Origin of the sequence: Actinacidiphila paucisporea (genome assembly GCF_900142575.1) — a bacterium.
GTDB lineage: Bacteria > Actinomycetota > Actinomycetes > Streptomycetales > Streptomycetaceae > Actinacidiphila > Actinacidiphila paucisporea.
The window spans coordinates 671,333-695,613 of sequence record NZ_FRBI01000001.1 but is presented as its reverse complement, the minus strand read 5'-3'; the positions used below and the strand labels follow the sequence as shown (position 1 = coordinate 695,613).

25 protein-coding genes are annotated in these 24,281 nt (G+C 72.0%); 8 read left to right on the top strand and 17 right to left on the bottom strand.

From position 1 onward, the window contains the following. The 10 genes from BUE44_RS03230 to BUE44_RS03185 all read right to left on the bottom strand — a co-directional run. Window positions 1-1,095: L-arabinose isomerase family protein (locus BUE44_RS03230; protein WP_073493480.1), on the bottom strand; the 1,095-nt coding region annotated here is incomplete at its 3' end. Further along, complete coding sequence (locus BUE44_RS03225; RefSeq protein WP_079189428.1) at window positions 1,092-1,877, bottom strand: L-ribulose-5-phosphate 4-epimerase; 786 nt, start codon at window positions 1,875-1,877, stop codon at window positions 1,092-1,094. The genes BUE44_RS03230 and BUE44_RS03225, both read right to left, overlap by 4 nt. An 85-nt stretch (window positions 1,878-1,962) precedes the next feature. Continuing rightward, on the bottom strand, window positions 1,963-3,624 hold the full coding sequence (gene araB / locus BUE44_RS03220) for a ribulokinase (RefSeq protein WP_073493320.1): 1,662 nt from the start codon (window positions 3,622-3,624) through the stop codon (window positions 1,963-1,965). An 87-nt stretch (window positions 3,625-3,711) separates the two neighbouring features. Further along, a complete protein-coding gene (locus BUE44_RS03215) occupies window positions 3,712-4,767 on the bottom strand; it encodes a LacI family DNA-binding transcriptional regulator (protein WP_073493318.1) in 1,056 nt (351 codons plus the stop codon). A gap of 629 nt (window positions 4,768-5,396) precedes the next feature. Then, window positions 5,397-7,319, bottom strand: a complete 1,923-nt coding sequence (locus BUE44_RS03210) for a discoidin domain-containing protein (RefSeq protein WP_073493316.1) — start codon at window positions 7,317-7,319, stop codon at window positions 5,397-5,399. A gap of 325 nt (window positions 7,320-7,644) precedes the next feature. Beyond that, complete coding sequence (locus BUE44_RS03205; protein ID WP_073493314.1) at window positions 7,645-8,634, bottom strand: tetratricopeptide repeat protein; 990 nt, start codon at window positions 8,632-8,634, stop codon at window positions 7,645-7,647. A 112-nt stretch (window positions 8,635-8,746) separates the two neighbouring features. Next, entirely contained in the window at window positions 8,747-9,370 is a 624-nt protein-coding gene (locus BUE44_RS03200) for a DUF6879 family protein (RefSeq protein WP_073493312.1), read from the bottom strand. Continuing rightward, the gene (locus BUE44_RS03195) at window positions 9,363-9,632 is read right to left on the bottom strand and encodes a hypothetical protein (protein WP_073493310.1); all 270 of its coding nucleotides are present in this window, start codon (window positions 9,630-9,632) and stop codon (window positions 9,363-9,365) included. Before BUE44_RS03195 ends, BUE44_RS03200 begins: the two co-directional genes overlap by 8 nt. Before the next feature lie 93 nt (window positions 9,633-9,725). After that, window positions 9,726-10,961 carry a hypothetical protein gene (locus BUE44_RS39185; RefSeq protein WP_079189426.1) on the bottom strand — a complete coding sequence of 412 codons (1,236 nt, stop codon included), beginning with the start codon at window positions 10,959-10,961 and terminating at the stop codon, window positions 9,726-9,728. Next, a complete protein-coding gene (locus BUE44_RS03185) occupies window positions 10,961-11,428 on the bottom strand; it encodes an ATP-binding protein (RefSeq protein ID WP_073493308.1) in 468 nt (155 codons plus the stop codon). Before BUE44_RS03185 ends, BUE44_RS39185 begins: the two co-directional genes overlap by 1 nt. A gap of 159 nt (window positions 11,429-11,587) precedes the next feature. On the opposite strand from BUE44_RS03185, the gene BUE44_RS03180 reads away from it, so the two are divergent. Both BUE44_RS03180 and BUE44_RS03175 read left to right on the top strand, forming a co-directional pair. Beyond that, complete coding sequence (locus BUE44_RS03180; RefSeq protein WP_073493306.1) at window positions 11,588-12,439, top strand: helix-turn-helix domain-containing protein; 852 nt, start codon at window positions 11,588-11,590, stop codon at window positions 12,437-12,439. Next, window positions 12,436-12,681, top strand: coding sequence for a DUF397 domain-containing protein (locus BUE44_RS03175; RefSeq protein WP_073493303.1), 246 nt, complete (start codon window positions 12,436-12,438; stop codon window positions 12,679-12,681). Before BUE44_RS03180 ends, BUE44_RS03175 begins: the two co-directional genes overlap by 4 nt. A 78-nt stretch (window positions 12,682-12,759) precedes the next feature. Here BUE44_RS03175 and BUE44_RS03170 read toward each other — a convergent pair whose 3' ends face one another. Beyond that, window positions 12,760-13,599, bottom strand: a complete 840-nt coding sequence (locus BUE44_RS03170; RefSeq protein ID WP_073493302.1) for a DUF3592 domain-containing protein — start codon at window positions 13,597-13,599, stop codon at window positions 12,760-12,762. 179 nt (window positions 13,600-13,778) lie between these two features. Beyond that, complete coding sequence (locus BUE44_RS03165; protein WP_073493300.1) at window positions 13,779-14,219, bottom strand: VOC family protein; 441 nt, start codon at window positions 14,217-14,219, stop codon at window positions 13,779-13,781. Between the two features lie 332 nt (window positions 14,220-14,551). Here BUE44_RS03165 and BUE44_RS03160 point away from each other — a divergent pair, with 332 nt between their 5' ends. Both BUE44_RS03160 and BUE44_RS37760 read left to right on the top strand, forming a co-directional pair. After that, the gene (locus tag BUE44_RS03160; protein ID WP_079189425.1) at window positions 14,552-15,829 is read left to right on the top strand and encodes an MFS transporter; all 1,278 of its coding nucleotides are present in this window, start codon (window positions 14,552-14,554) and stop codon (window positions 15,827-15,829) included. Window positions 15,830-15,863: 34 nt separating this feature from the next. Next, entirely contained in the window at window positions 15,864-16,439 is a 576-nt protein-coding gene (locus BUE44_RS37760; RefSeq protein ID WP_073493298.1) for a hypothetical protein, read from the top strand. A gap of 49 nt (window positions 16,440-16,488) precedes the next feature. Here BUE44_RS37760 and BUE44_RS03150 read toward each other — a convergent pair whose 3' ends face one another. Further along, window positions 16,489-17,001, bottom strand: coding sequence for a DinB family protein (locus BUE44_RS03150; RefSeq protein ID WP_073493296.1), 513 nt, complete (start codon window positions 16,999-17,001; stop codon window positions 16,489-16,491). A 141-nt stretch (window positions 17,002-17,142) separates the two neighbouring features. On the opposite strand from BUE44_RS03150, the gene BUE44_RS03145 reads away from it, so the two are divergent. Both BUE44_RS03145 and BUE44_RS03140 read left to right on the top strand, forming a co-directional pair. Next, complete coding sequence (locus BUE44_RS03145) at window positions 17,143-17,820, top strand: winged helix-turn-helix transcriptional regulator (RefSeq protein ID WP_073493294.1); 678 nt, start codon at window positions 17,143-17,145, stop codon at window positions 17,818-17,820. Between the two features lie 147 nt (window positions 17,821-17,967). Beyond that, a complete protein-coding gene (locus BUE44_RS03140; protein WP_073493292.1) occupies window positions 17,968-19,212 on the top strand; it encodes a DUF4032 domain-containing protein in 1,245 nt (414 codons plus the stop codon). A gap of 41 nt (window positions 19,213-19,253) precedes the next feature. Here BUE44_RS03140 and BUE44_RS03135 read toward each other — a convergent pair whose 3' ends face one another. Beyond that, on the bottom strand, window positions 19,254-20,492 hold the full coding sequence (locus tag BUE44_RS03135) for a Gfo/Idh/MocA family protein (RefSeq protein WP_079189424.1): 1,239 nt from the start codon (window positions 20,490-20,492) through the stop codon (window positions 19,254-19,256). Window positions 20,493-20,676: 184 nt separating this feature from the next. Here BUE44_RS03135 and BUE44_RS03130 point away from each other — a divergent pair, with 184 nt between their 5' ends. Both BUE44_RS03130 and BUE44_RS03125 read left to right on the top strand, forming a co-directional pair. After that, window positions 20,677-21,684, top strand: a complete 1,008-nt coding sequence (locus tag BUE44_RS03130) for a helix-turn-helix transcriptional regulator (protein ID WP_143172464.1) — start codon at window positions 20,677-20,679, stop codon at window positions 21,682-21,684. Window positions 21,685-21,831: 147 nt separating this feature from the next. Then, on the top strand, window positions 21,832-22,266 hold the full coding sequence (locus tag BUE44_RS03125) for a hypothetical protein (RefSeq protein ID WP_073493286.1): 435 nt from the start codon (window positions 21,832-21,834) through the stop codon (window positions 22,264-22,266). Window positions 22,267-22,427: 161 nt separating this feature from the next. Here BUE44_RS03125 and BUE44_RS03120 read toward each other — a convergent pair whose 3' ends face one another. The 3 genes from BUE44_RS03120 to BUE44_RS03110 all read right to left on the bottom strand — a co-directional run bounded on the left by BUE44_RS03120 (window position 22,428) and on the right by BUE44_RS03110 (window position 24,252). Further along, window positions 22,428-22,895, bottom strand: a complete 468-nt coding sequence (locus tag BUE44_RS03120; protein ID WP_143172463.1) for a hypothetical protein — start codon at window positions 22,893-22,895, stop codon at window positions 22,428-22,430. 155 nt (window positions 22,896-23,050) lie between these two features. Further along, on the bottom strand, window positions 23,051-23,542 hold the full coding sequence (locus BUE44_RS03115) for a glutathione peroxidase (protein WP_073493281.1): 492 nt from the start codon (window positions 23,540-23,542) through the stop codon (window positions 23,051-23,053). After that, on the bottom strand, window positions 23,539-24,252 hold the full coding sequence (locus tag BUE44_RS03110) for a pentapeptide repeat-containing protein (RefSeq protein WP_235001874.1): 714 nt from the start codon (window positions 24,250-24,252) through the stop codon (window positions 23,539-23,541). Before BUE44_RS03110 ends, BUE44_RS03115 begins: the two co-directional genes overlap by 4 nt. Window positions 24,253-24,281 lie beyond the last annotated feature (29 nt).

The window sequence follows — 24,281 nt, the reverse complement described above, 5'->3', positions numbered from 1 at the left end:
GCAACTGGGCCGGCCGCCCGCGATGGTCGGGCACACCTCCAGCATGTGAGCGCCCAGGATCAGTTCACTGCCCGGTGCGAGGTGGTAGGTGTAGTCCTCCATGAACGACGTGCCGCCGGGCAGCCCCGCACCCATGGACTTCACCGTGTGGAGCAGGGTCGCGGTCTTCCAGTCGCCCTCGCCGCCGAAGCCGTAGCCGTCGGCCATCAGCCGCTGCACCGCAAGCCCCGGCAACTGCCGCAAGCCCCCGAGGTCTTCGAAGTTGGTGGTGAAGGCCTTGAAGCCGCCGCCGTCGAGGAAGGCCCGCAGGCCCAGCTCGATACGGGCCGCGTAGCGCAGCGCGTCATGCCGAGCCGCACCCCCGGCCAGCTCGGGCGCCAGCCGGTAGCTGTCGGCGTACTCCTTGACCAGCGACGTCACCTCGGTCTCGGAGGCGGAGTCGACAGCCTCGACCAGATCGTTCACACCGTAGGTGTTCACCGACACGCCGAAACGCAACTGCGCCTCGACCTTGTCGCCCTCGGTGACCGCCACATCGCGCATGTTGTCGCCGAACCGGGCCAGCCGCAGGCTCCGCAGGGCCGCGTGCCCGACCGCCGCCCGCATCCAGGCATGGATACGGGCCCCGACGTGCGGATCGCTGACATGCCCGGCCACCGTCTTGCGCGCCACCCCCAGCCGCGACTGGATATAGCCGAACTCGCGATCCCCGTGCGCGGCCTGGTTGAGGTTCATGAAGTCCATGTCGATGCTGGACCACGGCAGTTCGACATTGGCCTGCGTGTGCAGGTGCAGCAACGGCTTGCGCAGCAGATCCAGACCCCCGATCCACATCTTCGCCGGCGAGAAGGTGTGCATCCACGCGATCAGACCCACACAGCCGTCATCGGCGTTCGCCGCCAGGACCGTACCCGTGATCGCCGAAGCATCGGTCAACACCGGCTTCCACACCACCCGCACCGGCCCACCCGGCAACCCGGCCAGCAATCCCGCTATCTCCCGCGACTGCTCAGCAACCTGCGCCAGCGTCTCAGGACCGTAAAGGCCCTGGCTCCCGGTGAGGAACCAGACCTCGGCGGTGGGTGCGGCATTCATGCGGTGGCTCCTCGGTCGGTGCGGGCGGACAGGTCGGCGGCGGGCAGATCGAAGGGGGACAGGTCAGCCGCGGAGGGGGCGGCGGCGCCGGCGGGGGGCGCGGGCTGGCCGTAGACGTTCTGGTAGCGGTCGTAGAGCCGGTCGATGTCGGGGCCGGCGATCGGCAGCGGCTCGCCCAACTGCCGGGAGATGTGGACGGTCCTGGCCACGTCCTCGCACATCACGGCGGCCTTCACCGCCGCCCGCGCGTCCTTGCCGACGGTGAACACCCCGTGGTTGCGCATCAGGACGGCGGGCGAGCGGTGGCCCCGCAGGGTGTCCACGATGCCGCGCCCGATCGAGTCGTCGCCGATCAGCGCGAACGGCCCCACCGGGATCTCCGCCCCGAACTCGTCGGCCATCGCGGTCAGTACGCACGGCACCGCTTCACCGCGGGCCGCCCACGCGCACGCGTACGTCGAGTGGGTGTGCACCACCCCGCTTACCTCCGGCATGTGCCGGTAGACGTACGCATGCGCCGCCGTGTCCGACGACGGTGACAGCCCGCCGCCCTCCACCACCCGGCCGTCCAGGTCGCACACGATCATGTTCGAGGGCGCCAGCCGGTCGTAGTCCACTCCGCTGGGCTTGATCACGAACAGGTCGGCGCCCGGCACCCGGGCGGATACGTTTCCGGCCGTCCAGACCACCAGCTGGTAGCGGACCAGCTCCTGGTGCAGCTCGCTGACTTGCGCGCGCAGACGCGCGACGGCACCGGGCGGTGCGGGGGGACTGCTGCTCATGGCGAAGAACCTCGGTCTCGTCTCTCGTAGTGAGCGCTAACAACAGGAAAGTGATCGCTAACAATCGCTCCCGGGCAGCGACGCCTCATGCCGTCCGCGCGGTGCGCAGGGAGCGCAGCCGGTGCATGACGTCGTTGCCGCCGCGTCCGAAGTGGTCGTGCAGGGTGCGGTATTCGGCGTACAGCCCGTCGTAGGCGGCCGCGCGGGCGGCGTCCGGGACGTACGCCGCCCGCTCGATCCGGCCCATCGCCGCCGAGGCGGTGCGGATGTCGGGGTGGGCCCCCGCCGCGACCGCGGCGTGGATCGCGGCCCCGAGGGCGGGGCCCTGCTCGGAGGCCAGCACGTTGATGGGGCGGTTCAGCACGTCGCTGTAGGTCTGCATCAGGAAGGCGTTCTTCAACAGCCCCCCTGCCGCGGTGAATTCGTTCACCGGGACGCCCGACCGCTCGAAGGCCTCGATGATCGTGCGGGTGCCGAAGGCGGTCGCCTCGACCAGCGCCCGGTAGATGTCCTCGGGGCGGGTGTCCAGCGTCAGGCCCACGATCAGGCCCGACAGGTGGTGGTCGACCAGCACCGAGCGGTTGCCGCTGTGCCAGTCCAGCGCCACCAGGCCGTGCCCGCCGACCGGCTGCGAGGCCGCCTTGCGGGTGAGCAGCTCGTGCACCGAGATGCCCTCGCGCCGGGCCTCTGCGGCGTATTCGTACGGGGCCGCCGTGCGCACCGACCAGGCCAGGATGTCGCCGACGCCGCTCTGGCCGGCCTCGTAGCCCCACAGGCCGGGCACGACGCCGTCGCGGACCACCCCGCACATGCCGGGGACCTCGGCGAGGACGTCGGAGTTCATGATGTGGCAGGTCGAGGTGCCCATGATCGCCAGCATGTGGCCGGGCTCCAGCGCCCGCGCCGCCGCGCTGGTGACATGCGCGTCCACATTGCCCACCGCCACGACCGTGCCCTCCCGCAGCCCGGTCAGCGCGGCCGCCTGGGCGCTCAGCGTGCCTGCCGGGGAGCCCAGTTGGGAGAGTGGGAAGTCCAGCTTCTTGGTGAAGTCGGCGAAGTCCGGGTGCAGCGAGGCCAGGAAGTCCGCGTCCGGGTAAGTGCCGTCCTGATGGATGCCCTTGTAGCCGGCGGTGCACAGGTTGCGGTTCTCCGCGCCCGTCAGCTGCCACACGATCCAGTCGGCCGCCTCGATCCAGCGCTCGGCCGCCGCGTAGACCTCCGGGTCCTCGCGCAGCACCTGCAGCGCCTTCGCGAACTGCCACTCGCTGGAGATCTTCCCCCCGTAGCGCGCCAGCCAGTCCTGCCCGGACTCCTCGGCCGCCGCCACGATGTCGTCGGCCTCCGGCTGCGCCGCGTGGTGCCGCCACAACTTCGGGTAGGCGTGCGGGCGCGTCGCGAAATGCGGCAGCTCGCTCAGCGGCGTACCGTCCGCCAGCGCGGGCAGCACCGTGCAGGCGGTGAAGTCGGTGGCGACGCCCACCACTTGCTCCGGCCGCACCCCCGCCGCGGCCAGCGCCCGCGGCACCGCGAAGCGCAGCACGTCACGCCAGTCCTGCGGCACCTGCAAGGCCCAGTCCGGTGGCAGCGCCCGCCCGCTGCCCGGCAGCGCGCCGTCCACCACCCCGTGGGTGTAGTCGTGCACCGCGCTGCCCAGTTCGGCGCCGTCCTCGACGGCGACGACCAGGGCCCGCCCGGACAGGGTCCCGAAGTCGACGCCCACGGTCACGGCGGGCGAGTTGGTGGTCATAGCTTCTCCCCAGATATGCGGGAGGTCCCGGCGACGCCCGTGGCGTGCCGGAACCTTCGTGCGGTTCGCCCCGCGGCGAACCGGGCTTCAGGACGTCGTGCTGCTGCGCCGGACGATCAGCCGAGGTTCGATCACCACGCGCTCACCGTCACGGCTGGTCGCGCCGGTCTCCAACTGGGACACCAGCAGGCGGATACTGGCCTGCCCGACCGCGGCGAAGTCCTGCCGGACGGTCGTCAGCGGCGGGGCGAAGAACTCGGCCTCGGGAATGTCGTCGAAGCCGGCGATCGCCACCTGTCCGGGGACCGAGAGCCCGGCCTCGCGGAAGGCCCGCATCAGGCCCAGCGCCATCTGGTCGTTGGCCACGAAGACCGCGGTGACGTCGGCGGACGTCCTGCGGGCCGAGCCCGCCGCGACGCGCCCCGCCAGCTCCTGGCCCGCGCGGTAGCCGGACAGCGGCGTCCAGTCCCCCACCAGCGGCGGCGGCACCTCGGCGCCCGCCTCCTCCAGGGTGCTGCGCCACCCGCTGACCCGGGCCTCCGCCTCCAGCCAGTCCGGCGGCCCCGCGACATGCCACACCGTGCGGTGCCCGGCCCCCAGCAGGTGGCTGGTCGCCAGCCGCGCGCCCAGCTCCTGGTCGACCGACACGCCCGCTATCGGCAGCGAGTGCCCGCCCTCGACGGTGACGACCGGGAACGGCAGCCGCAGCTCGGCCAGCGCCGCGACCGCCTCGCGGTGCGGCACGATCACGACGATGCCCTCGACGCCCCAGTCGCTGAGGTGGTCGATGGCCTCCTCCAGCGCCTTCGCCGTATACCGCCGCAAGGTGACGGCCGAGACCATGTAGCCCTCGTCGCGGGCGGCCTCCTCCAGCCCGAACAACGTGCTGGCCGGACCGAACAGCGTCGGATTGCACGCCACCACGCCCAGCGTGAGGGTGCGCCGCGTCACCAGCGCCCTGGCCGAGGAATTCCGCCGGTAGCCGAGCTGCTCGATGGCCCGCTGCACCTCGGCGCGCGTGGTGTCGCGTACGTTGGGGTGGTTGCTCAGGACGCGCGAGACGGTCTGATGCGATACGCCTGCCAGCTGGGCGACGTCCGCCATCGTGGGGGCCCGGCGGGGGTGGGCTCCGGTCTGCGACATGGTTCTCCGATCCGTGAACGACCATTGTTAGCGCTCACAGCCCTACCAGTCAAGGGGCCGAGGCCCCTCCGGGGCGCACGCCCCCACGACCCCTCGCCCTCCGCGCCGAACCGGGCCCCGAGGCGCCCATGAGCTGCGCGCGCAACCCACCCGCCCACCGTCACGTGACCGACAGACCGCCACCACCTTAGGGGCGCGGGGGACGGCGCCACCAGCCCTCGACCGGCGCGCGGGTCGGCACCGGCCCGAAGGGGCCGCCCGGTCCGACCCGGACCACCAGCCGGTGACCGGCTGAGCGCGCAGTTCCCCGCGCCCCTGGTGGGCACCCTCCACACCGGACGGCACCCTTCAGGGGCGCGGGAACGGCGCGACCAGCCCACCACCCACCGTCACGTGGCCGACGGACCGCCACCACCTTAGGGGCGCGTGGGGGTACCCCCAGGCGGAGCTCTGGGGGAGAACTGCGCGACCAGCCGTCGACCGGCGTACGGGTCGCCACCGGCCCGAAGGGGCCGCCCGGGGCGGACCGGGGCCACCGGTTGGTGGCCGGGTGAGCGTTCGGGTTGGCCCCGGCCCGGAAGGGCCGCGCGTCGGTGCCGGGTGGGCGCGCCGCTCCCCCGAGCACCGCGTCAGCGGTAGACGTGGAGGTCCGCCACGCTCCACCAGCTCGCGGAACTGCCCGTCTGCGTCACCCGCACGTAGCGGGCCGAGGCCGACCGCAGGTCGACCTTCGTGAGTTGGCCGGTGCCGGCGCCGGTCGCGGCGGGGCGCCAGTGGGTGCCGTCGTCGCTGAGGGTGAGGCTCCAGCCGCGGGCGTAGTCGCCGAGGTTGTCGCCGCTGTCGATGGTGACCCGGCGGAATGCCGTGCGGCGGCCCAGGTCGAGTTGGACGTACTGGCCCGGGGCCTGGGCGGCGCCCGTCGTCCACCGCGTGGAGGCGTCGTCGTCGGCGGCCAGGGCGGCGGAGCCCTCACCGGCGGGGGACGCCGTCGCCCCGGACAGCGGCACCGCGTGCAGCGTGCTGGTCAGGCGCGGGTCGCCCGGCCAGGTGAAGGTGGCCAGCGCGCCGCCCGGCAGGGTGTAGTCGAAGCTCTCCTCGCCGACCGCGACGGTGAAGGAGCGCGGCGCGTCGTTCTCGTTGTGGACGACCAGCGCGGTGGACCCGTCCGGGTTGCGGAAGGCGACGTCGGTGATCTGGCCGTTCCACCCGGTCGTACCGAAGTTGGTGCTGCCGATCCGTACCGCTCCGGGCTGCACGAATTTCGACAGGTGCCCGATGGTCGAGTATTCGGCGTTGGTGGTGACGGTGCCGTCGGGTGCGACGGTGAGCAGCGCCGTGCAGGTGTCGCAGCCGCCGAGGTGCGGGCCGCCCGCGGGGTTCAGGGCGAGGTTCCAGTCGGCCACGGACTTGGCCCAGTTGCGCGTCGTGCCGACGGTGATGGTGCGGGCGTGCCAGGTCAGGGTGCCGCGGAAGATCTGCGCGGGGGTGTCCGTGGCGCCGTGGGAGCCGGAGCACTCGGTGAACCAGATGCCCTTGTCCGGGTGGGCGTCGTGGAGTGCCGTCTGGGCGCTGGGGTCGCCGGAGTAGCAGTGGTAGGCGGTGCCGGCGATCCAGCGGGCTGCGGGGCCGTCGAGCACTTCGTACGGGTAGTCGGTCTGCGGGTCCTCGCCCATCTGCTGGGCGGTGGCGATGTCGCCGGGGTGGGTGGTCCAGTTGTGGTCGTACGCCAGGATCTTCGTACGGGGGCTGGCCCGGTGCAGGAGCGGGCCGAGCGCCTCGATGACGGCGGCCTCCTGCTGGACGGGCAGGTCGGTGCCGGGGTACGCGCTCGGCGCCCGGTTCTGCGGCTCGTTCTGGACGGTGAGGTAGTCGACGGGGACGCCGGCGGCCGCGTAGGCCTGGACGAAGCGGACCAGGTAGCGGGCGTAGGCCTGGTAGACGGCGGGGTCGTCCTTGAGGTGGCCGCCGACCAGGGAGTCGGAGTCCTTCATCCAGGCGGGCGGGCTCCAGGGTGTGGCCAGCACCGTGAGGTGCGGGTTGAGCCGCTTGGCCTGCCGCAGCAGCGGCAGGATCTGCGCCTGGTCGTGGGCGACGCTGAAGTGGTCGAGGCCGAAGTCGGTCTGCCCGGCGGGCATGTCGTCGTACGTGTAGTGCGCGGCGGCCGCGGTGAAGTCGGAGGAGCCGACGGGTTGGCGCAGGAAGCTGACGCCGATGCCCTGCCGCGGGTCGAAGAGCTTGCGCATCGCGGTGTCGCGGGCGGCTGCGGGCAGCGAACTGAGCACCGCGGCCGAGGAGTCGGTCATGGCGCCGCCGAAGCCGTCCATCCGCTGGAAGGTCTGGTTCGGGTCGACGGTGATGGTGGTCAGGTCGGAGGCGCCGGTGTGGAAGGCGACGGGGGCCTGCGGCTGCAACTGGGCGGAGTCGTCCGCGGTGGTCAGCCAGACCTGCGCGCTCGGCTGCGCGGGGTGGTGGGTGGGGGCCGCGGTGGCGGGCAGGCAGGTCAGGCACAGCGCGGCGGCGGTGAAGGCCGCCGCGCCCAGGGCGCGTCTCATCGGGGTCTCCTCGGCGGTTTCTTGCCATGAAACACATGTAACACGCTGGAAACGTGTGCGGGCTCGCCCACAGGAAAGCCGCCTGCTGCCGGGCCTGTCAAGGCTCACGCGGCAGGAGCCGCGCACCGGGAGGCGGCCCCCCGATGTAACAACGAGATGTAACGCGACAGGGCTCGGCACCCCGGCCGCTCCGCTTGCCGCGCCCCCGCACTGCGTGCCACCGGGCCTGTGCGGCAACCACTTCCGGCCCTCGGCCCCCACCACCGACCGCGACCCGACGCGGAACACCCGACACCGGCCTCCCGCTGCACCGGCGACCCGAAGCTCAGCCCGCCAACTCCGCCTCGACACGTACCCGTACGCTTTCCGCCCGCAGGTCGGTGTACGGCGCGATGAGGGTGAGCGCCCGCTCCCAGTGCGCACGAGCCGCTGCGGGGTCCTCGCCTCGCACGGCGACAGCGAGCAGGTCCAGCTCGACGGCCAGCTCCCACGTGTCGCCCAGCTCGTCATGAACGGCAGCAGCTTGCCGATGGAAATCGGCGGCTTCCTCGGCACGCCCCATCGCCGCATACGTCTGCCCGGCGCCCCGCCACGCCAACGCCTCCCGGCTGCGGTCGCCGAGACGGCGGTGCAGCATCGCTGAACGCTGGTACGCGGCGAGGGCGTCGGCGTGCGCGCCGGTGGCGCGGTGGATGTCGCCGAGGGTGAGCGACCAGAAACCCTCCAGGCGGTGGTTGCGCAGGCTCAGCGCGATCTCCATGGCCTCCTCGATCGCCCGCCTGGCCCCGTCGGTATCGCCCTCTTCGAGGCGGACGGCTGCCAGCAGCCGTAGGGCATTGCCCACGCTCTGGTGGTTGTCCAGCTCACGGTGTGCGGTCAGGGCCGCCTCGGCGGCGGCGGACGCTTCCGCGAGGCGGCCGGCGTCGCGGTGAGTACTGCCTGCGTTGGACAGCGCGCTCGCCGCCCAGCGTGGGTTGTCCTCCGCGCGGAAGAGCGCTGCGGCGGCCTCGAAGCACTCGGCGGCGGGCTCCAACCGGCGCGCCCGCAGGTGGACCAGGCCGATGAGATTGAGCGCGTGCGCCTCGTCCAGCCGGTTGCCGGAGCCGCGGCACAGGTCGAGTGCCTTGGTGAGGCTGCGCAGGCCTTCGTCCAGCCGGTTCGCCGAGCGGGCGGCCATGCCCAGGTTGATGAGCAGCCCGATCTGGGCAGCCCCGTCCGCCTCGCGCTCAGCGCTGTCCAGGCCGGCCTGCCCGATGCCCAGCCAGTCCGTGACGGCGGCGGACGGCGGCCAGGCATTCCACAGCGTGTGCGCCAACTGCCAGGCAAGACGCTCGAGTCCGGCGCCTGCGGCGCCTGGACGACCGGGCCCGACGACCCCGATACGTCGTTCCGCGACTCCTCGGTGCCACCGGACATGTCGGATCCGCTCACGCCGCCGGTGGCGGCGGGAGTGGTGCCACCACGCGGTCGAAGTACGTGAGCACGTCCTCGCCCAGTGCGTACGCACCGCGGATGTACGAAGCCCAGGGCTTGACCACGCTCGGGTCGGTCCATCGCATCGCGCCCGCGGGGGCCCCGTTCGGGGAGTACAGCACGCGGTAGAGCGTGCGGTCGTCCAGGACGACCAGCTCGGGCAGCGGAGTGTCCGACTCCGCCGGGGCCAGGACGTCGGCGGGCACCACCCGGACCAGATGGCCGAACTGCGCCTGCTGGCGCAGGGAGTGCAACTCCCATTGCAGGTAGGGCGTCAGAGGCTCCTCCACCACGCGCAACCGGTGGAAGGCCGCTCCCCGGCGCTCGTCGTCCAGCGCCTCGGCCCGCAGCGCGTCGGCCCGCCCCGCCATGAGGCGCAGCGCCTCTTGCCAGTCGCCCCTGCGCAACGCCTCCCGGCTCGGGCTGCCCACTTCCTCGAAGTGCTGCAACCGTTCCAGTTTCCAGGAGTCCCCGCCGCGGATCGCCTGTTCCCGCTCGCGGAAGTCCCGCCGGTAGGCCTCCCGCGAGAGGCGTTCACCGCGCTCGACGGGCAGCGCGGGTGCGCGCAGGTCAAGCATCCGGGATATCCGCCTTGGCCGCGCTCAGCATGGTGCCGGGAATCACGATGAGCCGCTCGTCCGGCCCGAGCGCCACGCCCACGGGCAGGCGCGGGCCGTAGGCGTCGGTGAGGTCGCGGCCGATGACGGCGACGTCGCCATTGTCGAGCTGCCAGATGTCGGGGCACTCTTCCCTGCCATCGGAATTGCCGGTCTCCGCCGCCGACTTGCCCAGCCGCCGCACGAATAACGCCGACGGGTCGGCCTCCCACATACGGGCCATGACTGCCTCCCAGCAACCCCCATGTCACAGAACGTGACTCGCCATGTTACCCGGAGTGGCAGCACGGGTGCGGGGCGGAATCGGCCATTGCCGTCAGCGGGTCTCGGTGAGGTGGTGTTCGATGCGGGCGCGGAGCGCGTCCGCGCGGGGGTCCGTGAACGGGGTGAGGCAGGCGAGGGCCTGGGTCCAGTGGGTGCGGGCCAGTTCGGGGTCGCGGGGGTGCAGGGCGGTGGCGAGGTGGGTGAGGTCGACGGCGTTTTCCCAGGGGTCGCCGAGGTCGGTGTGCGCGGCGGCCGCGCGGCGGTGGAAGGCGGCGGCCTCGGCGAGGCGGTCGAGGGCCTCGTACGTCAGGCCGGTGCCGCGCCAGGCCAGAGCCTCGCGGTGGCGGTCGCCCAGGCGGCGGTGGAGGGCGGCGGAGCGCTGGTAGGCGATCAGGGCGTCGCCGTACGCGGCCGTGACGCGGTGGACGTCGCCGAGGGTGATCAGCCAGTACGCCTCCAGCGTGCGGTCGCGCAGGTCCGCCGCGATCGCCAGGGCCTCCCGCACGGCGAGTCGCGCCGCCTCGGGCTCCCCGCACTCGATGTGCACCGCGGCCGCGATCCGCAGGGCGTTGCCCTCACCCCGCCGGTTGCCCAGAGCGCGGTGGGCGGCGAGCGCCGCCTCCACCGCGTCGCGCGCATCGGCCGCCGGGCCCGCGCTCAGCCGGGTCGAGGCGATGTTGGACAGTGCGGATGCGATCCGCCGCTCGTCGCCCAGCGCGCGGAACGTGGTCAGAGCCGAACCGAAGCACGCCGTGGCGCTGTCCAGCCGGCGCGCCCGCAGGTGCACCAGGCCGGTGAGGTTGAGTGCCTTCGCCTCCTCGGCCGCGTTGCCCGAATCGCGGCAAAGTGCGAGCGCCTGGGCGAGATGACGCAGGCTGTCGCCCAGCTGATTGGCCTCGCGGTACGCCGTTCCGAGGCTGATCAGCAACCGGATGCGCGCGTCGGTGTCGTCCTCGCGTTCCGCTGCCGCCAGGCCGATGTGCCCGACGTCCAGCCATTCCGCGTTGGCGGCGGTCGGTGGCGACGCGTGCCAGGCCACGTCGGCCACCTGCCACGCGAGCCGGTCGAGTCCGCCGGCGGCGGCCTCCCGTACGAGCGGGCCGAAGGTGTGCTGTTCGCGCTCCGCCCAGTCCGCCGCGGCGTCGTAGTCGGCGAAGGTCCGCGGAGGCGAGTCGGTCCCGCCGGAGGTCAGGCGCTGCTCCGCAGGGGCGAGCCAGACCATGGCGGCCTCGGCGGTGTGCAGGAAGTGGTCCAGGCGGCGGCGCAGGGCGGAGTCGGGCTCGGGCATCAGGCGCGGCCTCCGTCGAGGCCGGCGGGCAGGTCGAGTTCGGCACGGACGGTCTTGCCGACCGGGTCGCGGTCGAGCACCGCCCACCGGTCCGCCACCGCCTCGACCAGCAGCAGCCCCCGCCCGGACTCGGCGAGCGGCCCGGGCGGAGCCAGGTCGCCGGGGCCGGGGGGACGGCGTTCGGTACGGGTGTCGGAGACCTCGATACGCAGCGTCGCCCGGCTGAGCACGAGCCGCAGCTCGAAATCCCGTCCCGACACGCAGCCGTGGGTCACGGCGTTCGCCGCCAGCTCGGCCACCACCGTCTCGGCGGCGTCGAAGGCGGAGGTCCCGTACGGAATCCCCCAGGTGCTCAACTGGTGCAGCGCCAAGTGCCGCGCGAGCCGGGCACCACGCCGGGTGGAACTGAACTGCTGGCGGAACTCACCCTCGGCACACGGCAGTTGCTGGGTGGCAGGAGTTGTCATGCTGCCCAATCTGACCTGCGCGAACACCCTCCTGCCAGCACCGCGCTTTGTACGCTGCGCGAGCGTACACACACCAAGGGTGGACAGTACACATCACCGAGGGTGAGCATGCACTACAGCAGTAGTAACACCCAAGGGCGAGTGCGCGGGAGGTGGCCGATGACGGCCAACGGTACGGGCGGCGGCGGGACGGGCGCGGGCGGCGAGCCCGAGTCCTCCGACAGTTTGCGGACGTTCGGCGCTTTCGTCCAGGCCTTACGCGAGCATGCCGGCTTGAGCCGGGAGGAGTTCGGCGGCCTCATCGGCCTGTCCAAGCACACGGTGACCTCGATCGAGGTCGGCCGCCGGATGCCGGACCCCGACTTCGTGGAGCGAGCCGAGCCGCTGCTCGGCAACACGGGGGCGTTGCGGAACGCGGTGCGGCACCTCAACCGAGGTCTGAGCTGGGCGAGTTGGTTCCGCCAGTGGGCGAAGAAGGAGCAAACGGCGATCAACCTCGACACGTACGAATGCCGCTTCGTCCCAGGCCTGCTTCAGACGGAGGCGTACGCGCGAGCGCTTTTCGAGGAGCGCCTGCCGCCGCTCAGCGACGAGGAGATCGACACCCAGTGGACTGCACGTGCCGAGCGCCAGAAGCTGCTCAGGGAGCGGCCTAACACGTCGTTCAGCTTCGTGCTGGATGAGCACGTGCTCCTGCGGCGGACAGGCGGGCCGGAGGCCACGAGGAAACTGATCGACCACGTGCTTGAGGTCAGCCAGTGCCGGAACATCGAGATCCAGGTGCTGCCGCTGGGCACCGGCGTGCACCCGGGATTGAACGGTCCGATCCAGCTGCTGGAGACACCCGAGAACAAATGGCTCGCCTACGGCGAGGGGCAGGGCATCGGGCAGCTCATCTCTGACTCCAAACTGGTCAGCATCCTCCAGATGCGGTATGCAAAACTGCGCTCGCAGGCCCTCAGCCCCGAGGAGTCCAGGAGCCTGCTGTTGCGACTGCGAGGAGAGCTATGAGCACGTCCGGACTGACCTGGTTCAAGAGCAGTTACAGCGGCAGCCAGGACAACGACTGCATCGAAGTCGCCCTGTCCTGGCACAAGTCCAGCCACAGCAGCGGCAGTTCTGGCGACTGCATCGAGGTCGCGACCTGCCCCGACACGGTCCACGTCCGCGACTCCAAGGACAAGGAGGGCCCCCAGTTGGCCTTCTCCCCCACCGAGTGGTCGACCTTCATCGCTTACGCCCGCGCCCTCTGACATGGTCTCGTGGGCTGCGCTCGCGGGCAGCGCAGCCTTCGGGGTGCTCTCCGCCCGTTCCTGGGTGCGGGTGGCACGCTACTGGGGCGATCCCACGGCGCACCCGTCGCCAACAGCCCTGGCCCGGCTGGCCGGACCCACCGGCCGGCGCGGGCTCACCCAGGGTTCGCTGCTCAATTCGGTGTGCATGAGCCGTGTGACGCTGTTGCTGCTGGGGGTGCGTGGCTGCCCCAGCACGGGGGTGCGGGCCGGCAGAATCCGGTCGCGTTCGCCGTGGCCCTCGGGGGACTCGTGGTCTTCCTCAGCGGATGTCTGGGCCAGCTCTCGCTGGTTTTCCTGGGCAGACCTCGCTTCGTCCTGCCGAAGCACACCCGGGACGACAACGGAGACAGCGGAGACAACGGCGACGTGGCCGGTCGCCCGCCCGTCCCGGAAGGCGGCGCGTCCCCTGACGGACGAGGGGCCGAGGTCCTGGTCTTCCGCGAAGTAGACGCCAGGGTAAGCGGCGGTCAGCACGACGATCGGCAGGCCGATGAGGAGGAACGCGAGGAGCTGGAAGGCGCGGACGGCCGGTCCGTGGCGGGTGGCGGCCCGGTCCGGGTCACGCGGGTCGTACGTCACCTCGATACGGGCCGGGTCGGTGGCGATCAGCCTGCCGTCGCCGTGGAAGGTCCGCACGCCGCCCGAGGCGTCGGTGTACGCGTAGACCTTGCTGACCGTGGTCTCGCCGTCGCTCGTGGTCCCGTAGGACTTCTCCATGAACGTCGCCACGACCGTGATCCCCCGGCGGCGGAGCCGCCACCAGTCCTCGGTGATCCGGTACACAATCCGGGTGAGCAGGCCTCCGATGAGGAACAGCCCGTAGGTGATCAGCCAGGCGAAGAGGAGTTCAGCGTCCCGGGCTGCCGCGGCCGCCACCAGGCCCAGGACGAACAGGGCCGAGCCGCCCCAGAGGTACGGCCGGGACCGGCTGGAAGCGAACCGTGACCAGGCGGCCTCGCAACACCAGCTCCGTCATGACACGACGATAGGTCACACCCGCGCACAGCTGTTCGCCTTTCGCCCCGCCCGGGGCGGGCGCCCCGGCTCATCGGCCCTCAGCCCAGCTCCTCGGCCAGGCCGACGACGATGCCCTCGGGGCCGCGGACGTAGCAGAGCCGGTAGATGTTCTCGTACCGCACGATCTCGCCGACGAGTTCGGCGCCCTGCGCCCGCACGCGGGCGACGACGTCGTCGATGGCGTCGACGGCGAACATGACGCGACGCAGGCCCAGCGTGTTGGCCGGGGCGTTCGCCGGCTCAGGGGTGATGGCCTTCGGCCGGTGGAATCTCGCCAGTTCCACCCGCCCGTGGCCGTCCGGGACGCGCAGCATGGCGACGTCCTGCTGGACGTCTTCGAGCCCGATGACGCGCTCCGCCCCGGGCCAGTCGAGCGGTCCCTTGCCCTCCAGCTCCATGCCGAGTGCGACGAAGAAATCGATGACAGCCTCAAGGTCGTCGACGACGATGAGGACGTTGTCCATCCGCTGGATCGCCATACCGGCCTCCTCCGTGTGGCACGGCCACGGTAGCCGCGTCTGCTGCTGGGACGGAGCCGACAGGCCGTTCTCGACATCCTCGGCCGCCTCCTGGCGAAGTACCCGGGAGGGGACCGCGCGGTGGACATCGACGGGTCCTGCGGTGACAATGGGCGCGATTCACAGCCACCACCAACAGGTCGAGAATTCTGCCCGGTGATGGAGTCGGTGCGGGGGCGTGCCCCCTCTCCGCGCCACCACTGGACGGTTCCAGGCGGCGATCCCGGGTCGGTTCATCAGGGCACCGACGGCCCACGGGACGCCGTCCCGCCGGGCAGCGAAATGGACTCGTCGTGCCCTCGGCGAACTACCGTGCCCTGCTGCGTACCCCTGGGGCCGCGGCCTTCTTCCTGCCGGCGTCGCTCGGACGCGTCGGCCTCGCGATGACCAGCCTCAGCATCGTCTGGCTCGTGCACAGCCATACCGGTTCCTTCGCCACGGCGGGCCTGGTCAGCGGCGCCTTCGCGGTGACCGACGCGCTCGTGGCGCCCCAAGTGGCGCGGGTCGTGGACCGGTTCGGGCAGACCCGGGTGCTGCCGCCCGCGCTGCTCGGGCACGCCGCGGCAGTCGGCGTCCTCGTCACGCTGGTCGCCGCCGGCGCGCCCGACGCGCTGCTGGCCGTCGGCGGTGCGCTGGTCGGAGCCAGCTTTCCGCAGCTCGCCGCGCTGTCGGCGGCGCGCTGGGCGGCGCTGCTGCGGACCGGGCGGGCAGCCGAACTGCCCACCGCCTTCGCCCTGGAGTCGATGAGCAACGCCGTGGGCTACCTCGTCGGACCCACGGTCGTCAGCGCGCTGGCCGCGGCCGGGCATCCCGTGCTCGGGACGCTGCTGGCCGCCTCGCTGACGACTGTCGGCGGCCTGGTCCTCGCGGCGCAGCGCGGCACCGCGCCCCCGCCGGCCGCGACCGGCAGCGCCGCGCACCCGCACGAGGACCGGTCGTTGCTGCGCGGCCCGGTCTTCCTGCTGATGGGCCTCAACCTCGCCATCGGCGTCTTCTTCGGTGCCATGCAGGTCTCGGTGACCGCCTTCGTGGTCGAGCACGGTGCGCCGGGCGCCGCCGTCCCGATCTTCGCCGTCACCAGTTGCAGCGGCCTGCTGGCCGGCTGGATCTTCGGGCTGCGCCGGTGGCGTGCCACTCCCCCGGTCCAACTGCTGGCGGTGACCGCCGTGTTGATGACCGGCACCGTACTACTGCTCATGGTCGGCTCGCCGCCGGCGCTCGGCCTGGTCGTGGTCGTGACCGGTGCGACGATCTCGCCGCTCCTCGTCCTCTTCCCCGTGCTCACCGAGTCGACCGTCCACCGGTCCGTCCTGACCCAGGCCTTCTCCTGGCTCGGCTCGGCCAGCGCGGCGGGCTCCGCGGCCGCGGCGGCGGGCGCCGGGTGGGCGATCGACGCCCTCGGGGCACGCGGCGGCTTCGCCCTCGCCGCCACGGCCGCCGCCGCGATGACCCTCCAGGCCGTGGCCGGCCTGCGCCTGCTGCGCACACCGCACGCGACCCGCCCCGAGCCGCCGGGGGCGGCGGTAGCGACGACAAGGACGACGTCGACAAAGACAACGACGACAACCTGATCCGTATGCCAAACTCGCCCGCGAGGAGGCCGACTTGCACCGCTTGCAGGATCTCTCGGCGGCCGACTGGCTCAGCGCCACGGACGCCCGCCCGATGCGCCTCATCACCTTCGGGCCCGCCGGTTTCCCGGCGTACGCGCGACTGCGCTTCATCCCGGACCCGGCCGGGCCCGGGTTGTCCGAGGCCGACGCCGAGCTGCCCGACGACCACCCGTCCGACATCGAGCAGGCGCGGACCGTGCTGCTGGCCCTCGGCGAGAGCGCCGAGCCGTGCTTCTTCTGCGTGTGGGAGGGCTACGGAGGGTCCTTCTTCGGGCCCGAGTCGCTACGCGGCCCGCTGGTCGAGCTACCGCACCGGCGGTACGCGCTGTATGCCGGTGCGCTGGGCGACATCGCCGCGTGGGAGCGGGACTTCGGCGCCGGGCACCCCTGCCCGCCGCCCGCCTTCGCATGGCCCGCGGACCACCGCTGGTGCTTCACCAGCGACGTCGACCCGCACTGGGCCGGCATCGGGGCCACCGACCGGGTGATCGACGCGCTGACCGCGCGCACCGACGTGGACGTCGTCCGGGCGCGGCCCGAGCAGGCCCCGCCGGCCTACGACGGTTAGCGGGTGGCCGCTCCGGCACAAGGCGCGGGCGCGCGGACTTACGCCGGGCTCAGTCGCCCGTCGTGCCGTCGGCCATCTCGCGCAGGATGTCGAGGTGGCCGTTGTGGCGGGCGGTCTCCTCGATCAGGTGGAACAGGATCCAGCGCAGATTCACCCGGCGGCCGTCGCGGATGGGGCGCTCGGCCACGTCGTCCAGCGAGCGGGCGGCGACCAGCTCGCGGTGGCGGGCGGCGTCGGCGGCGTAGTCGGCGAGCAGGTCGGGCATCGGGATCTCGGCGCCGACGCGCATCTCTCCGTCGGGGTCCTCGTCGGTCCACGGGCCCCGGTCCTCGCCGCCGAGGAAGATCACGTCGAACCACCAGTGCTCCACCCACCGCAGGTGGCTGATCAGACCGCCCATCGTCATCAGCGGGGAGCCGGGCAGCGGGGCGGCGGCCGCGTCCGCCGCCGAGACGCCTTCGCATTTCATCAGGGCGGTGTCGCGTACGTAGTCGAGGAAGGTGACGAGGGAGGCGCGCTCGTCGCCGGTGGGCGGGACGTCGGTGCGTGTCGAAGTGGTCATGAGGCCGCATCGTCTTCCATCGGCCCGGCCTTGTCGAACGCATAACGGGCCGCCGCGAGCCGGTGCTCCTGAAAAGCTAGCGGCTAGTCTTGGTTCATAAGCTGTTGTCACAGCTCTCCTCGTCCGCGGGAGGTGGTCGCCATGGCGTCGAAGCGCACCTACGGCGACGGGTGCGGCATCGCGCGCGCCCTGGACCTGGTCGGCGAGCGGTGGGCACTGCTGGTGGTGCGGGAGCTGCTGCTCGGCCCGAAGCGCTTCACCGGGCTGCACGCGGGCCTGCCGGGGGTCAGCCCGAACGTGCTGGCGCAGCGACTGCGCGACCTGGAGGCGGCCGGGGTGCTGCGGCGCCGCACGATGGGGCCGCCCGCCGGCGCGCGGGTCTACGAACTCACCGAGTGGGGCCAGGAGTTGCAGCCGCTGCTGATCGGCCTCGACCGCTGGGGCGGCCGCGCCCCCGAGCCGACCGCGGACCCGTACCGCAGCGCCGACTCGCTGCTGCTCTGGCTGTACTCGCGCTACGACCCGGCGGCCGGCGCGGGCCTGACGGCGGTCCTCGCGGTGCGGATCGGGGACGACCGCTTCGCCGTACGCGTCGGCGACCGGCTCACGGTGGAGCGCGGAATCCCCGAGCGGCCCGACGCCACCCTCGCGGGTGACCTCGTGACGTTGACGGAGGTGCTCCAGGGGCGCCGCGACATCGCGGAGGCCGCGCAGAGCGGCGCGCTGGCGGTCGGCGGCGACGTGACGGCCGTACGGCGGCTGGTGGACGCGCTGATCACCTCCCGTCCTGCGACCGCGCAAGCCCCGGTCCCGGCGTAAACCCTCGGACCCCGGGGCCGCGGGCCCCCGGCCCCCCGCGGAGAAAGCCGCAGGCCCCCGCCCCTTCGGTCCGCGGCAGGCGCATGACAGCATCGGACCCGCCACCCCCGGCGCCCGGCGCCGCGGACGACAGAGACGAGACGCGCCATGCCGCTGCAGATCAGGGCCTTCGACGCCGACCACCCCTCCGACCTGCTCGACCTCGAATGGCACCTGCCGCTCGAAGAGTGGTCGGACGAGAACCTGGTCGCGCTGCCGCGCGGCATCTCGCGGCACGTGGTGCGTTTCGCGCGGGCCGGCGACGAGGTCGTCGCCGTCAAGGAGGTCAGCGAGTGGGCGGCGGTGCGCGAATACGGGCTGCTGCGGGACCTGGACCGGCTCTCCATACCCGCGGTCGACCCGATCGCCGTGGTCACCGGGCGGGTCACCGACGACGGCAGGCCGCTGGAGCCGGCGCTGATCACCCGGCATCTGAACGGCTCGCTGCCCTACCGCTCGATGTTCGAGACGACGATGCGCCCGGGGACGGTCAACCGGCTGCTCGACGCGCTCGCGGTGCTGCTGGTGCGGCTGCACCTGGTGGGTTTCGCGTGGGGCGACTGCTCGCTGTCCAACACCCTCTTCCGGCGGGACGCCGGCGCCTACGCCGCGTATCTGGTGGACGCCGAGACCGGGCAGATCCAGCCGGAGCTGACCGCGGGGCAGCGGGACTACGACATCGAGCTGGCCCGGGTGAACATCGCCGGTGAGCTGATGGACCTGGAGGCCGGCGGCTCGCTGCACCCCTCGGTGGACCCGGTGACCTTCGCCGAGGCGATCTGCTCGCGCTACAACGACCTGTGGGACGAGCTGACCCGCGAGTCGGTCTACCCGGCGGACAAGCGGCACTACATCGACCGCCGTATCCGCCGCCTCAACGACCTCGGCTTCGACGTCGCCGAGATGCAGATCCAGCGCTCGCCCAGCGGCGACACCGTGACCTTCCTGCCGAAGGTGGTGGACGCCGGGCACCACCAGCGCCAGCTGCTGCGGCTGACCGGCATGGACACCGAGGAGAACCAGGCCCGCAGCCTGCTCAACGACCTGGACTCCTGGATGACCACCCAGGACGACTACGCCCCGGGCGACCCGATGGGCCTGGGAGCGCGCCCCGAAGTGCTGGCGCACCGCTGGGTGCGGCAGGTCTTCCGGCCCGCGGTCCGCCTGATCCCGGCGGAGCTGCGCCGCAGCATGGAGCCGGCGCAGGTCTACCACGAGCTGCTGGAGCACCGCTGGTACCTGTCGGAGGCCGCCGGCCACGACGTCGGCCTGGACGAGGCGGTGGCCGACTACCTCTCCGACGTGCTGCCGCACATACCGGACCCGAACGCGCTGGTGCCCGAGCCCGAGTAGCCGCGGCTTCCCGGGCCGGTCCCCAACCGGCCCCAGCCCTCTCAGGTCAGCCGCAGCGCCGCCTCCCTCACGGCCAGCGCGTCCGCGCGCACCTCGCGCAGGCCGGGCAGCGGCCAGATGCCGGGGCGGGGGGCCGGCCGCGGTCCGGGGTCGGGAATCCAGGACACGCTGCGGGTCCAGGCCCGCAGCTGCTCGCGGAAACCGGTCCTGGCCGGGCCCGCCCGGTGGGTGCGGCGGGTGGACATGCCGGCGGCGTCCCAGGTGTCGACGTGCAGGGTCGCGCCCTCGTCGCGGGCGTACGGCGAGGGCAGGGTGAGGGTGGCGACCGAGTCGGTGCCGGTGAATTCCAGCGTCTCGCGGTAGCGGCGGTGGGCGGGCAGCCGCAGGTGGCCGACCTCGACCACGAGGTCGTCGTCGGGCCGCCAGCGGCAGCTGACCGCGCTGCCGCCGGCCCACTGCATGCTGTGCTCCAGGCTGCCGTACAGCTCGCGCCCGCTGCCGTCGAGTGCGGCGTGCACGATGTTGACCTGGTGGATCAGCGAACCGCCCAACCCCCGGGCGTAGACCTCGCGCTGTGTCGCCGAGGCGTCCTCGCCGAGCGCGCGGACCAGTGCGGCCTCGGCGGGCGGCGGTTGCGGGCCGAAGGGCGGCGGCGGATACGGCACCAGGTGGTCGACCAGGTGCGGGGCGTTCGGGTCGTGGATGTCGACGGCGATCCTGCGGGCGGTGGCCGCGTGCTCGCGGCAGTGCTCGATGAACAGCTGCACCACCGGGTCGTGCCGCTTCATGTAGCCGGCGGTGACCGGGACGCCGGTGCGCACCTCGGCGGCGATCAGCTCGTCGATCTCGGCCGGGTCCAGGCTGACCGGCTTCTCGCACAGCACCGGCAGCCCGGCGTCGAGGCAGCCGAGCACGGCGTCCCGGTGCGTCCACCACGGGGACAGCACGAGCGCGGCCGTCGCTCCGGCCCACACCGACTCCTCCGGTGTGGAGCACACCGCGAGGTGGGGAAATCCAGCCATCAGGGCGGCGCGCTGCCGCGGATCGGGTTCGATCACCGCGACCGGCCTGATCAACTGCGGCAGATCGCGGATCTCCCGCAGATGCGCGGCGTGCGCGACCTTGCCCGCACCGATGATGACCACCCGTACTGGCGCCGGTACGGACTCCGGCTCGCCCTCGGGACCGGTGTCACCGGCCGCCCACGGGTCCTGTCCTGTGCCGACGGGGTCCGGCACCCCCGTCGGTCCCTGCTGCCCCGCGTGACGCATCGTGCTCATCCTTTCGGCCACCGGCACTCGTTCCTACCAGGAAACGTGGCGTGACCGCGACGCCGGGGTGTCCGAACCGTGATCTCACCCATGGCGTGGGGGCCATCCATTGCTAGAGTCGGTATAGGGGCGCGGTTGCCGCCTTGCAGGCACCTGCACGTTTCGGCGCACCCGGCGACGAAAGAGGGAATCCGTGGCCAATTCGGTGAGGGGTGGTGGGTCGAATGCGGCCGACATCGGGCTCGCCCTTTATCAGACGTTGCGCACCAATGGCTCCTCCGTCCCGGCCAAGGCCGCGGCGGCGCTCGGGCTGACCGAGGCGGAGGCCGAGGCGGGCTGGCGGGAGCTGGAGGAGCTGGGTCTGATCCGTCCGGGCGACACCGCGGACGTGGTGGACCCGGTCGAACCGGACACCGCTCTGATCGAGCTGCTGGCCAGGCAGCGGGCCTCGCTGCGGCGCCAGCGCGACGAGTTGACCTCGATGGTGACCGCCGCCGAGTCGCTGATGGAGCGGTACCGCCCGGCGGTGATGCGGGAGAACGCCGAGATCGAGGTCGAGCTGGTCACCAAGGACCACCGGCGGCGGCAGTTCCTGCGCGACTTCGACGCGACGATCACCGAGTCGGCCAGCTGGATGCACCCGGGACCGCTGCCCTCCAGCGAGGTCCTGGCGGGCTCGCTGACCGCGGACAACGCGCTCATAGCCCGCGGCATAAAGGTGCGCGCCATTTATGGCCAGAGCATTAATTCAGCGCCCAGACAGCGGAAATACCTGTCGGATCTGACAGCCGCGGGAGTGGATGTGAGATTGGCGCCCCAGGTGCCTTTCGATCTCCTGATGGCTGATACACACAGTGCACTCGTCCTGGCTAATCCGGATGATCCGTCCGGCCCCGCGGTAGTGGTGCGCGGACCCGCGCTCGTCCGTTCGTACGTGGCAATGTACGAGGACTGCTGGCTGCGATCGGTCCCTTACTCTGCGAACGTGGGGAACGGCCTCGACACGGGCAACGAGCTGACTGAGCAGCACCGCACGACCATGCGACTCCTGGCCAACGGCTTGACGGACGAGCGGATCGCCAGAAAACTCGGGGTGTCACTGAGGACAGTGAGCCGCCTGGTTTCTGAGATCATGCGGTATCTTGAAGCCGACAGCCGATTCCAGGCAGGGGTTCTCGCGGCAGCGCACGGCTTGATCTGAGGACGATCAGAGCCGCGCATTCACGCCATGGCAGAAATACGCACAAGCGGAACCTGGGCTCCACCTGTGTGCATTTGCCATCATTGGGAAAGTTACGTGTCGCCACACCAATGTGAGCATCCACTCTCTGCCCACCTAAGGATTACGATGTCGCGGATCCGACGTTCGACCCATGCCTCCGCTGTTGCCGCACTGGTGCTCGTACTGTCGTCGGCCGCCGGCACTGCCGTTGCGGCCGACACTGCTTCCTCCTCCGCCCCGGCTCCGGCCGCCCCGGCCGACACCGTCTCGCCTGACGGATGGTTCCCGGAGGCCACTCCCGCGGGCTGGTTCCCGGAGGTGACTCCTGACGGCTGGTTCCCCGGGTCGGAGCCGGCGGTCGCCCCCGCCGGATGGTTCCCGGAGGCCACTCCCGCGGGCTGGTTCCCGGAGGTGACTCCTGACGGCTGGTTCCCCGGGTCGGAGCCGGCGGTCATCCCCGCCGGATGGTTCCCGCAGACCGCTCCGGCGGCGGCCCCGGTCGGCTGGTTCCCGCAGACGGTGGCGCCGGCCGGTCGGTTCACCTCCTCCATCGAGGTCTGAGCGCGCCGCACCCGATACCGACACCGCTCTCCAGGTACAGCTACAGGTACAGCGACAGCTACCGAAAGCACTGTGCGGTCCGTGATGATTCGCGGACCGCACGGTGCTTCTTGCATTTGTGGGGGGATCCTTGGGGGGCGGCGGCCCGGTCGGGGCTCGGGTCAGGGCCCGACCGAGACCGCCATAGCCATCAGGGCCTGCTGCGGTCTGGCGACCGTCAGCGCGTGTCGCAGGACGGTGTCGATGTCGGTCGCCGCGTCGTCGGCGGCCGGATGAACGGCCAGCCAGCCGAGGTGGCGACGAAGGAATGCGGCGAGGGCCGGCACCGTCCGCAGGGGGAGGCGGACGGTGCGGCCCTCGACTATGAGATCGGCCCAGGAGGCCAAGGTGTCTCGAATAGCTGCGCGCGCCTCGACTGCCGGCCCGTTCAGGGGGATGCCGGGCCGGTCAGTGCCGGACAGTCTGTCGCCGGGGTCCTGCGCTGCTACGAGTACAACCTCCAACTCGCCGTATACCCGGGGAAGCAAGGCGAGTTGCCGATCCAACCGCTCCTGGCAGGGAAGGCAGAGCGCAGGATCCGTCTCGACACACAGGTGGCCGGTCCGGAATTCGTAGTCCTGCACTTCCACTGTCCCTTCTCGTCGCCGGGGGCGGTGGTTAAAGACTTCCAGCCCCGCCGCGTCCCGACAACGCCCGCAGACCGGCCGGATTCTGCCATGGCGCATACGCGCATCTAGGCATCTCCGCCCCAGGTCAGGCCGGGAGTGCCACCCCGGAGAGTGGGTCAGCTCGCGAGCAGCGCCTCGATCGCCACAGTGACCTCGGACGCCTCCGGAGCGACGGCGGGACGGAATCGGGCGACGGCCTCACCCGACCCGTTGACCAGGAACTTCTCGAAGTTCCAGGTGATATCCCCCGCTTCGCCCGCCGCGTCGGGCAGCCGGGTCAGCTCGGCGTAGAGCGGGTGGCGGTTCGCACCGTTGACGTCGGCCTTCGCCAGCAGCGGGAAGCTGACGCCGTAGGTGGTGGAGCAGAAGGTCTGGATCTCCTCGGCGGTACCGGGCTCCTGCCCGCCGAACTGGTTGCAGGGCACGCCGAGCACCGTGAAGCCGCGCTCGGCATACGTCTGCTGGAGCCGCTCCAGGCCTTCGTACTGCGGGGTCAGTCCGCACTTGGACGCCACGTTGACCACCAGGACGGCCTTGCCTCGGTGGTCGGCCAGCGTGGTGGGGGCGCCGTCGAGGGTCTGCAGCGGGATGTCGTGGAGGGTGCTCATCGCTTGGTGCTCCTGTCGGAGTGGGACGTGAGGGCGGGCTCGGCCACCGTGAGGCCGAGGGTCTGGGCGAGCGCCGGGGCGAGGTCGAGCAGCTGGGCCGGGGTGATCACGGCGCCGCGCAGCGACTCGTAGCCGTCGGCGAGGTCGATGGTCAGGGCGCCGCGCAGGTCGGCCTTCTTCAGCGTGGCGCGACCGAATCTGGCCTGCTCGATCCGGCTGCCGGGGAAGGTCACCCCGTCGAGCCTGGCCCCGTCGAGATCGACGTCGCGCAGCACGCAGTCCTCGAAGACCACGTCGTGCAGCGCGGCGGAGCGCAGGTTGACCGAGTCGAGCTTGCAGCGGACGAAGGTCACGCGGCGCAGCACCGCGTCGTAGGCCTCGACGCCGGCCAGCGAGCAGCCGACCAGCGCGGTGTCCAGCCACTGGCTGGAGGCCAGGGCGCAGCCGGTGAAGCGGGTGCCGGACGCCCAGGTGTCGTTGAAGCGGGCGCCGCGCAGGTCGGTGCCGTCCAGGACGCAGTCGGTGATCGCGGACTCCAGGAAGCGCGAGCCGGCCGCGCGGGTGCCGGCGGCCACGTCGAGCCGGTCGAGGTGGACGGTGTCGTAGTCCCCCTCGACGGCGAGCGGACCGGCGTGCGGGCGCAGCAGCGCGGCGAACGGCAGGTCGGCGAGGTCCTCGGGCACGGCGGCGCGGGCGTCCTTTGCGGTCACACGGGAAACCCTACGCGCGGGCCCCGACA

Bases quoted from the DNA above. Each gene is read 5' to 3' on its own strand.
- BUE44_RS03225 (WP_079189428.1), bottom strand. From the start codon at position 1,877: ATGAGCAGCAGTCCCCCCGCACCGCCCGGTGCCGTCGCGCGTCTGCGC.
- araB (WP_073493320.1), bottom strand. From the start codon at position 3,624: ATGACCACCAACTCGCCCGCCGTGACCGTGGGCGTCGACTTCGGGACC.
- BUE44_RS03215 (WP_073493318.1), bottom strand. From the start codon at position 4,767: ATGTCGCAGACCGGAGCCCACCCCCGCCGGGCCCCCACGATGGCGGAC.
- BUE44_RS03210 (WP_073493316.1), bottom strand. From the start codon at position 7,319: ATGAGACGCGCCCTGGGCGCGGCGGCCTTCACCGCCGCCGCGCTGTGC.
- BUE44_RS03200 (WP_073493312.1), bottom strand. From the start codon at position 9,370: ATGCTTGACCTGCGCGCACCCGCGCTGCCCGTCGAGCGCGGTGAACGC.
- BUE44_RS03195 (WP_073493310.1), bottom strand. From the start codon at position 9,632: ATGGCCCGTATGTGGGAGGCCGACCCGTCGGCGTTATTCGTGCGGCGG.
- BUE44_RS39185 (WP_079189426.1), bottom strand. From the start codon at position 10,961: ATGCCCGAGCCCGACTCCGCCCTGCGCCGCCGCCTGGACCACTTCCTG.
- BUE44_RS03185 (WP_073493308.1), bottom strand. From the start codon at position 11,428: ATGACAACTCCTGCCACCCAGCAACTGCCGTGTGCCGAGGGTGAGTTC.
- BUE44_RS03180 (WP_073493306.1), top strand. From the start codon at position 11,588: ATGACGGCCAACGGTACGGGCGGCGGCGGGACGGGCGCGGGCGGCGAG.
- BUE44_RS03175 (WP_073493303.1), top strand. From the start codon at position 12,436: ATGAGCACGTCCGGACTGACCTGGTTCAAGAGCAGTTACAGCGGCAGC.
- BUE44_RS03165 (WP_073493300.1), bottom strand. From the start codon at position 14,219: ATGGCGATCCAGCGGATGGACAACGTCCTCATCGTCGTCGACGACCTT.
- BUE44_RS03150 (WP_073493296.1), bottom strand. From the start codon at position 17,001: ATGACCACTTCGACACGCACCGACGTCCCGCCCACCGGCGACGAGCGC.
- BUE44_RS03145 (WP_073493294.1), top strand. From the start codon at position 17,143: ATGGCGTCGAAGCGCACCTACGGCGACGGGTGCGGCATCGCGCGCGCC.
- BUE44_RS03140 (WP_073493292.1), top strand. From the start codon at position 17,968: ATGCCGCTGCAGATCAGGGCCTTCGACGCCGACCACCCCTCCGACCTG.
- BUE44_RS03135 (WP_079189424.1), bottom strand. From the start codon at position 20,492: ATGAGCACGATGCGTCACGCGGGGCAGCAGGGACCGACGGGGGTGCCG.
- BUE44_RS03125 (WP_073493286.1), top strand. From the start codon at position 21,832: ATGTCGCGGATCCGACGTTCGACCCATGCCTCCGCTGTTGCCGCACTG.
- BUE44_RS03115 (WP_073493281.1), bottom strand. From the start codon at position 23,542: ATGAGCACCCTCCACGACATCCCGCTGCAGACCCTCGACGGCGCCCCC.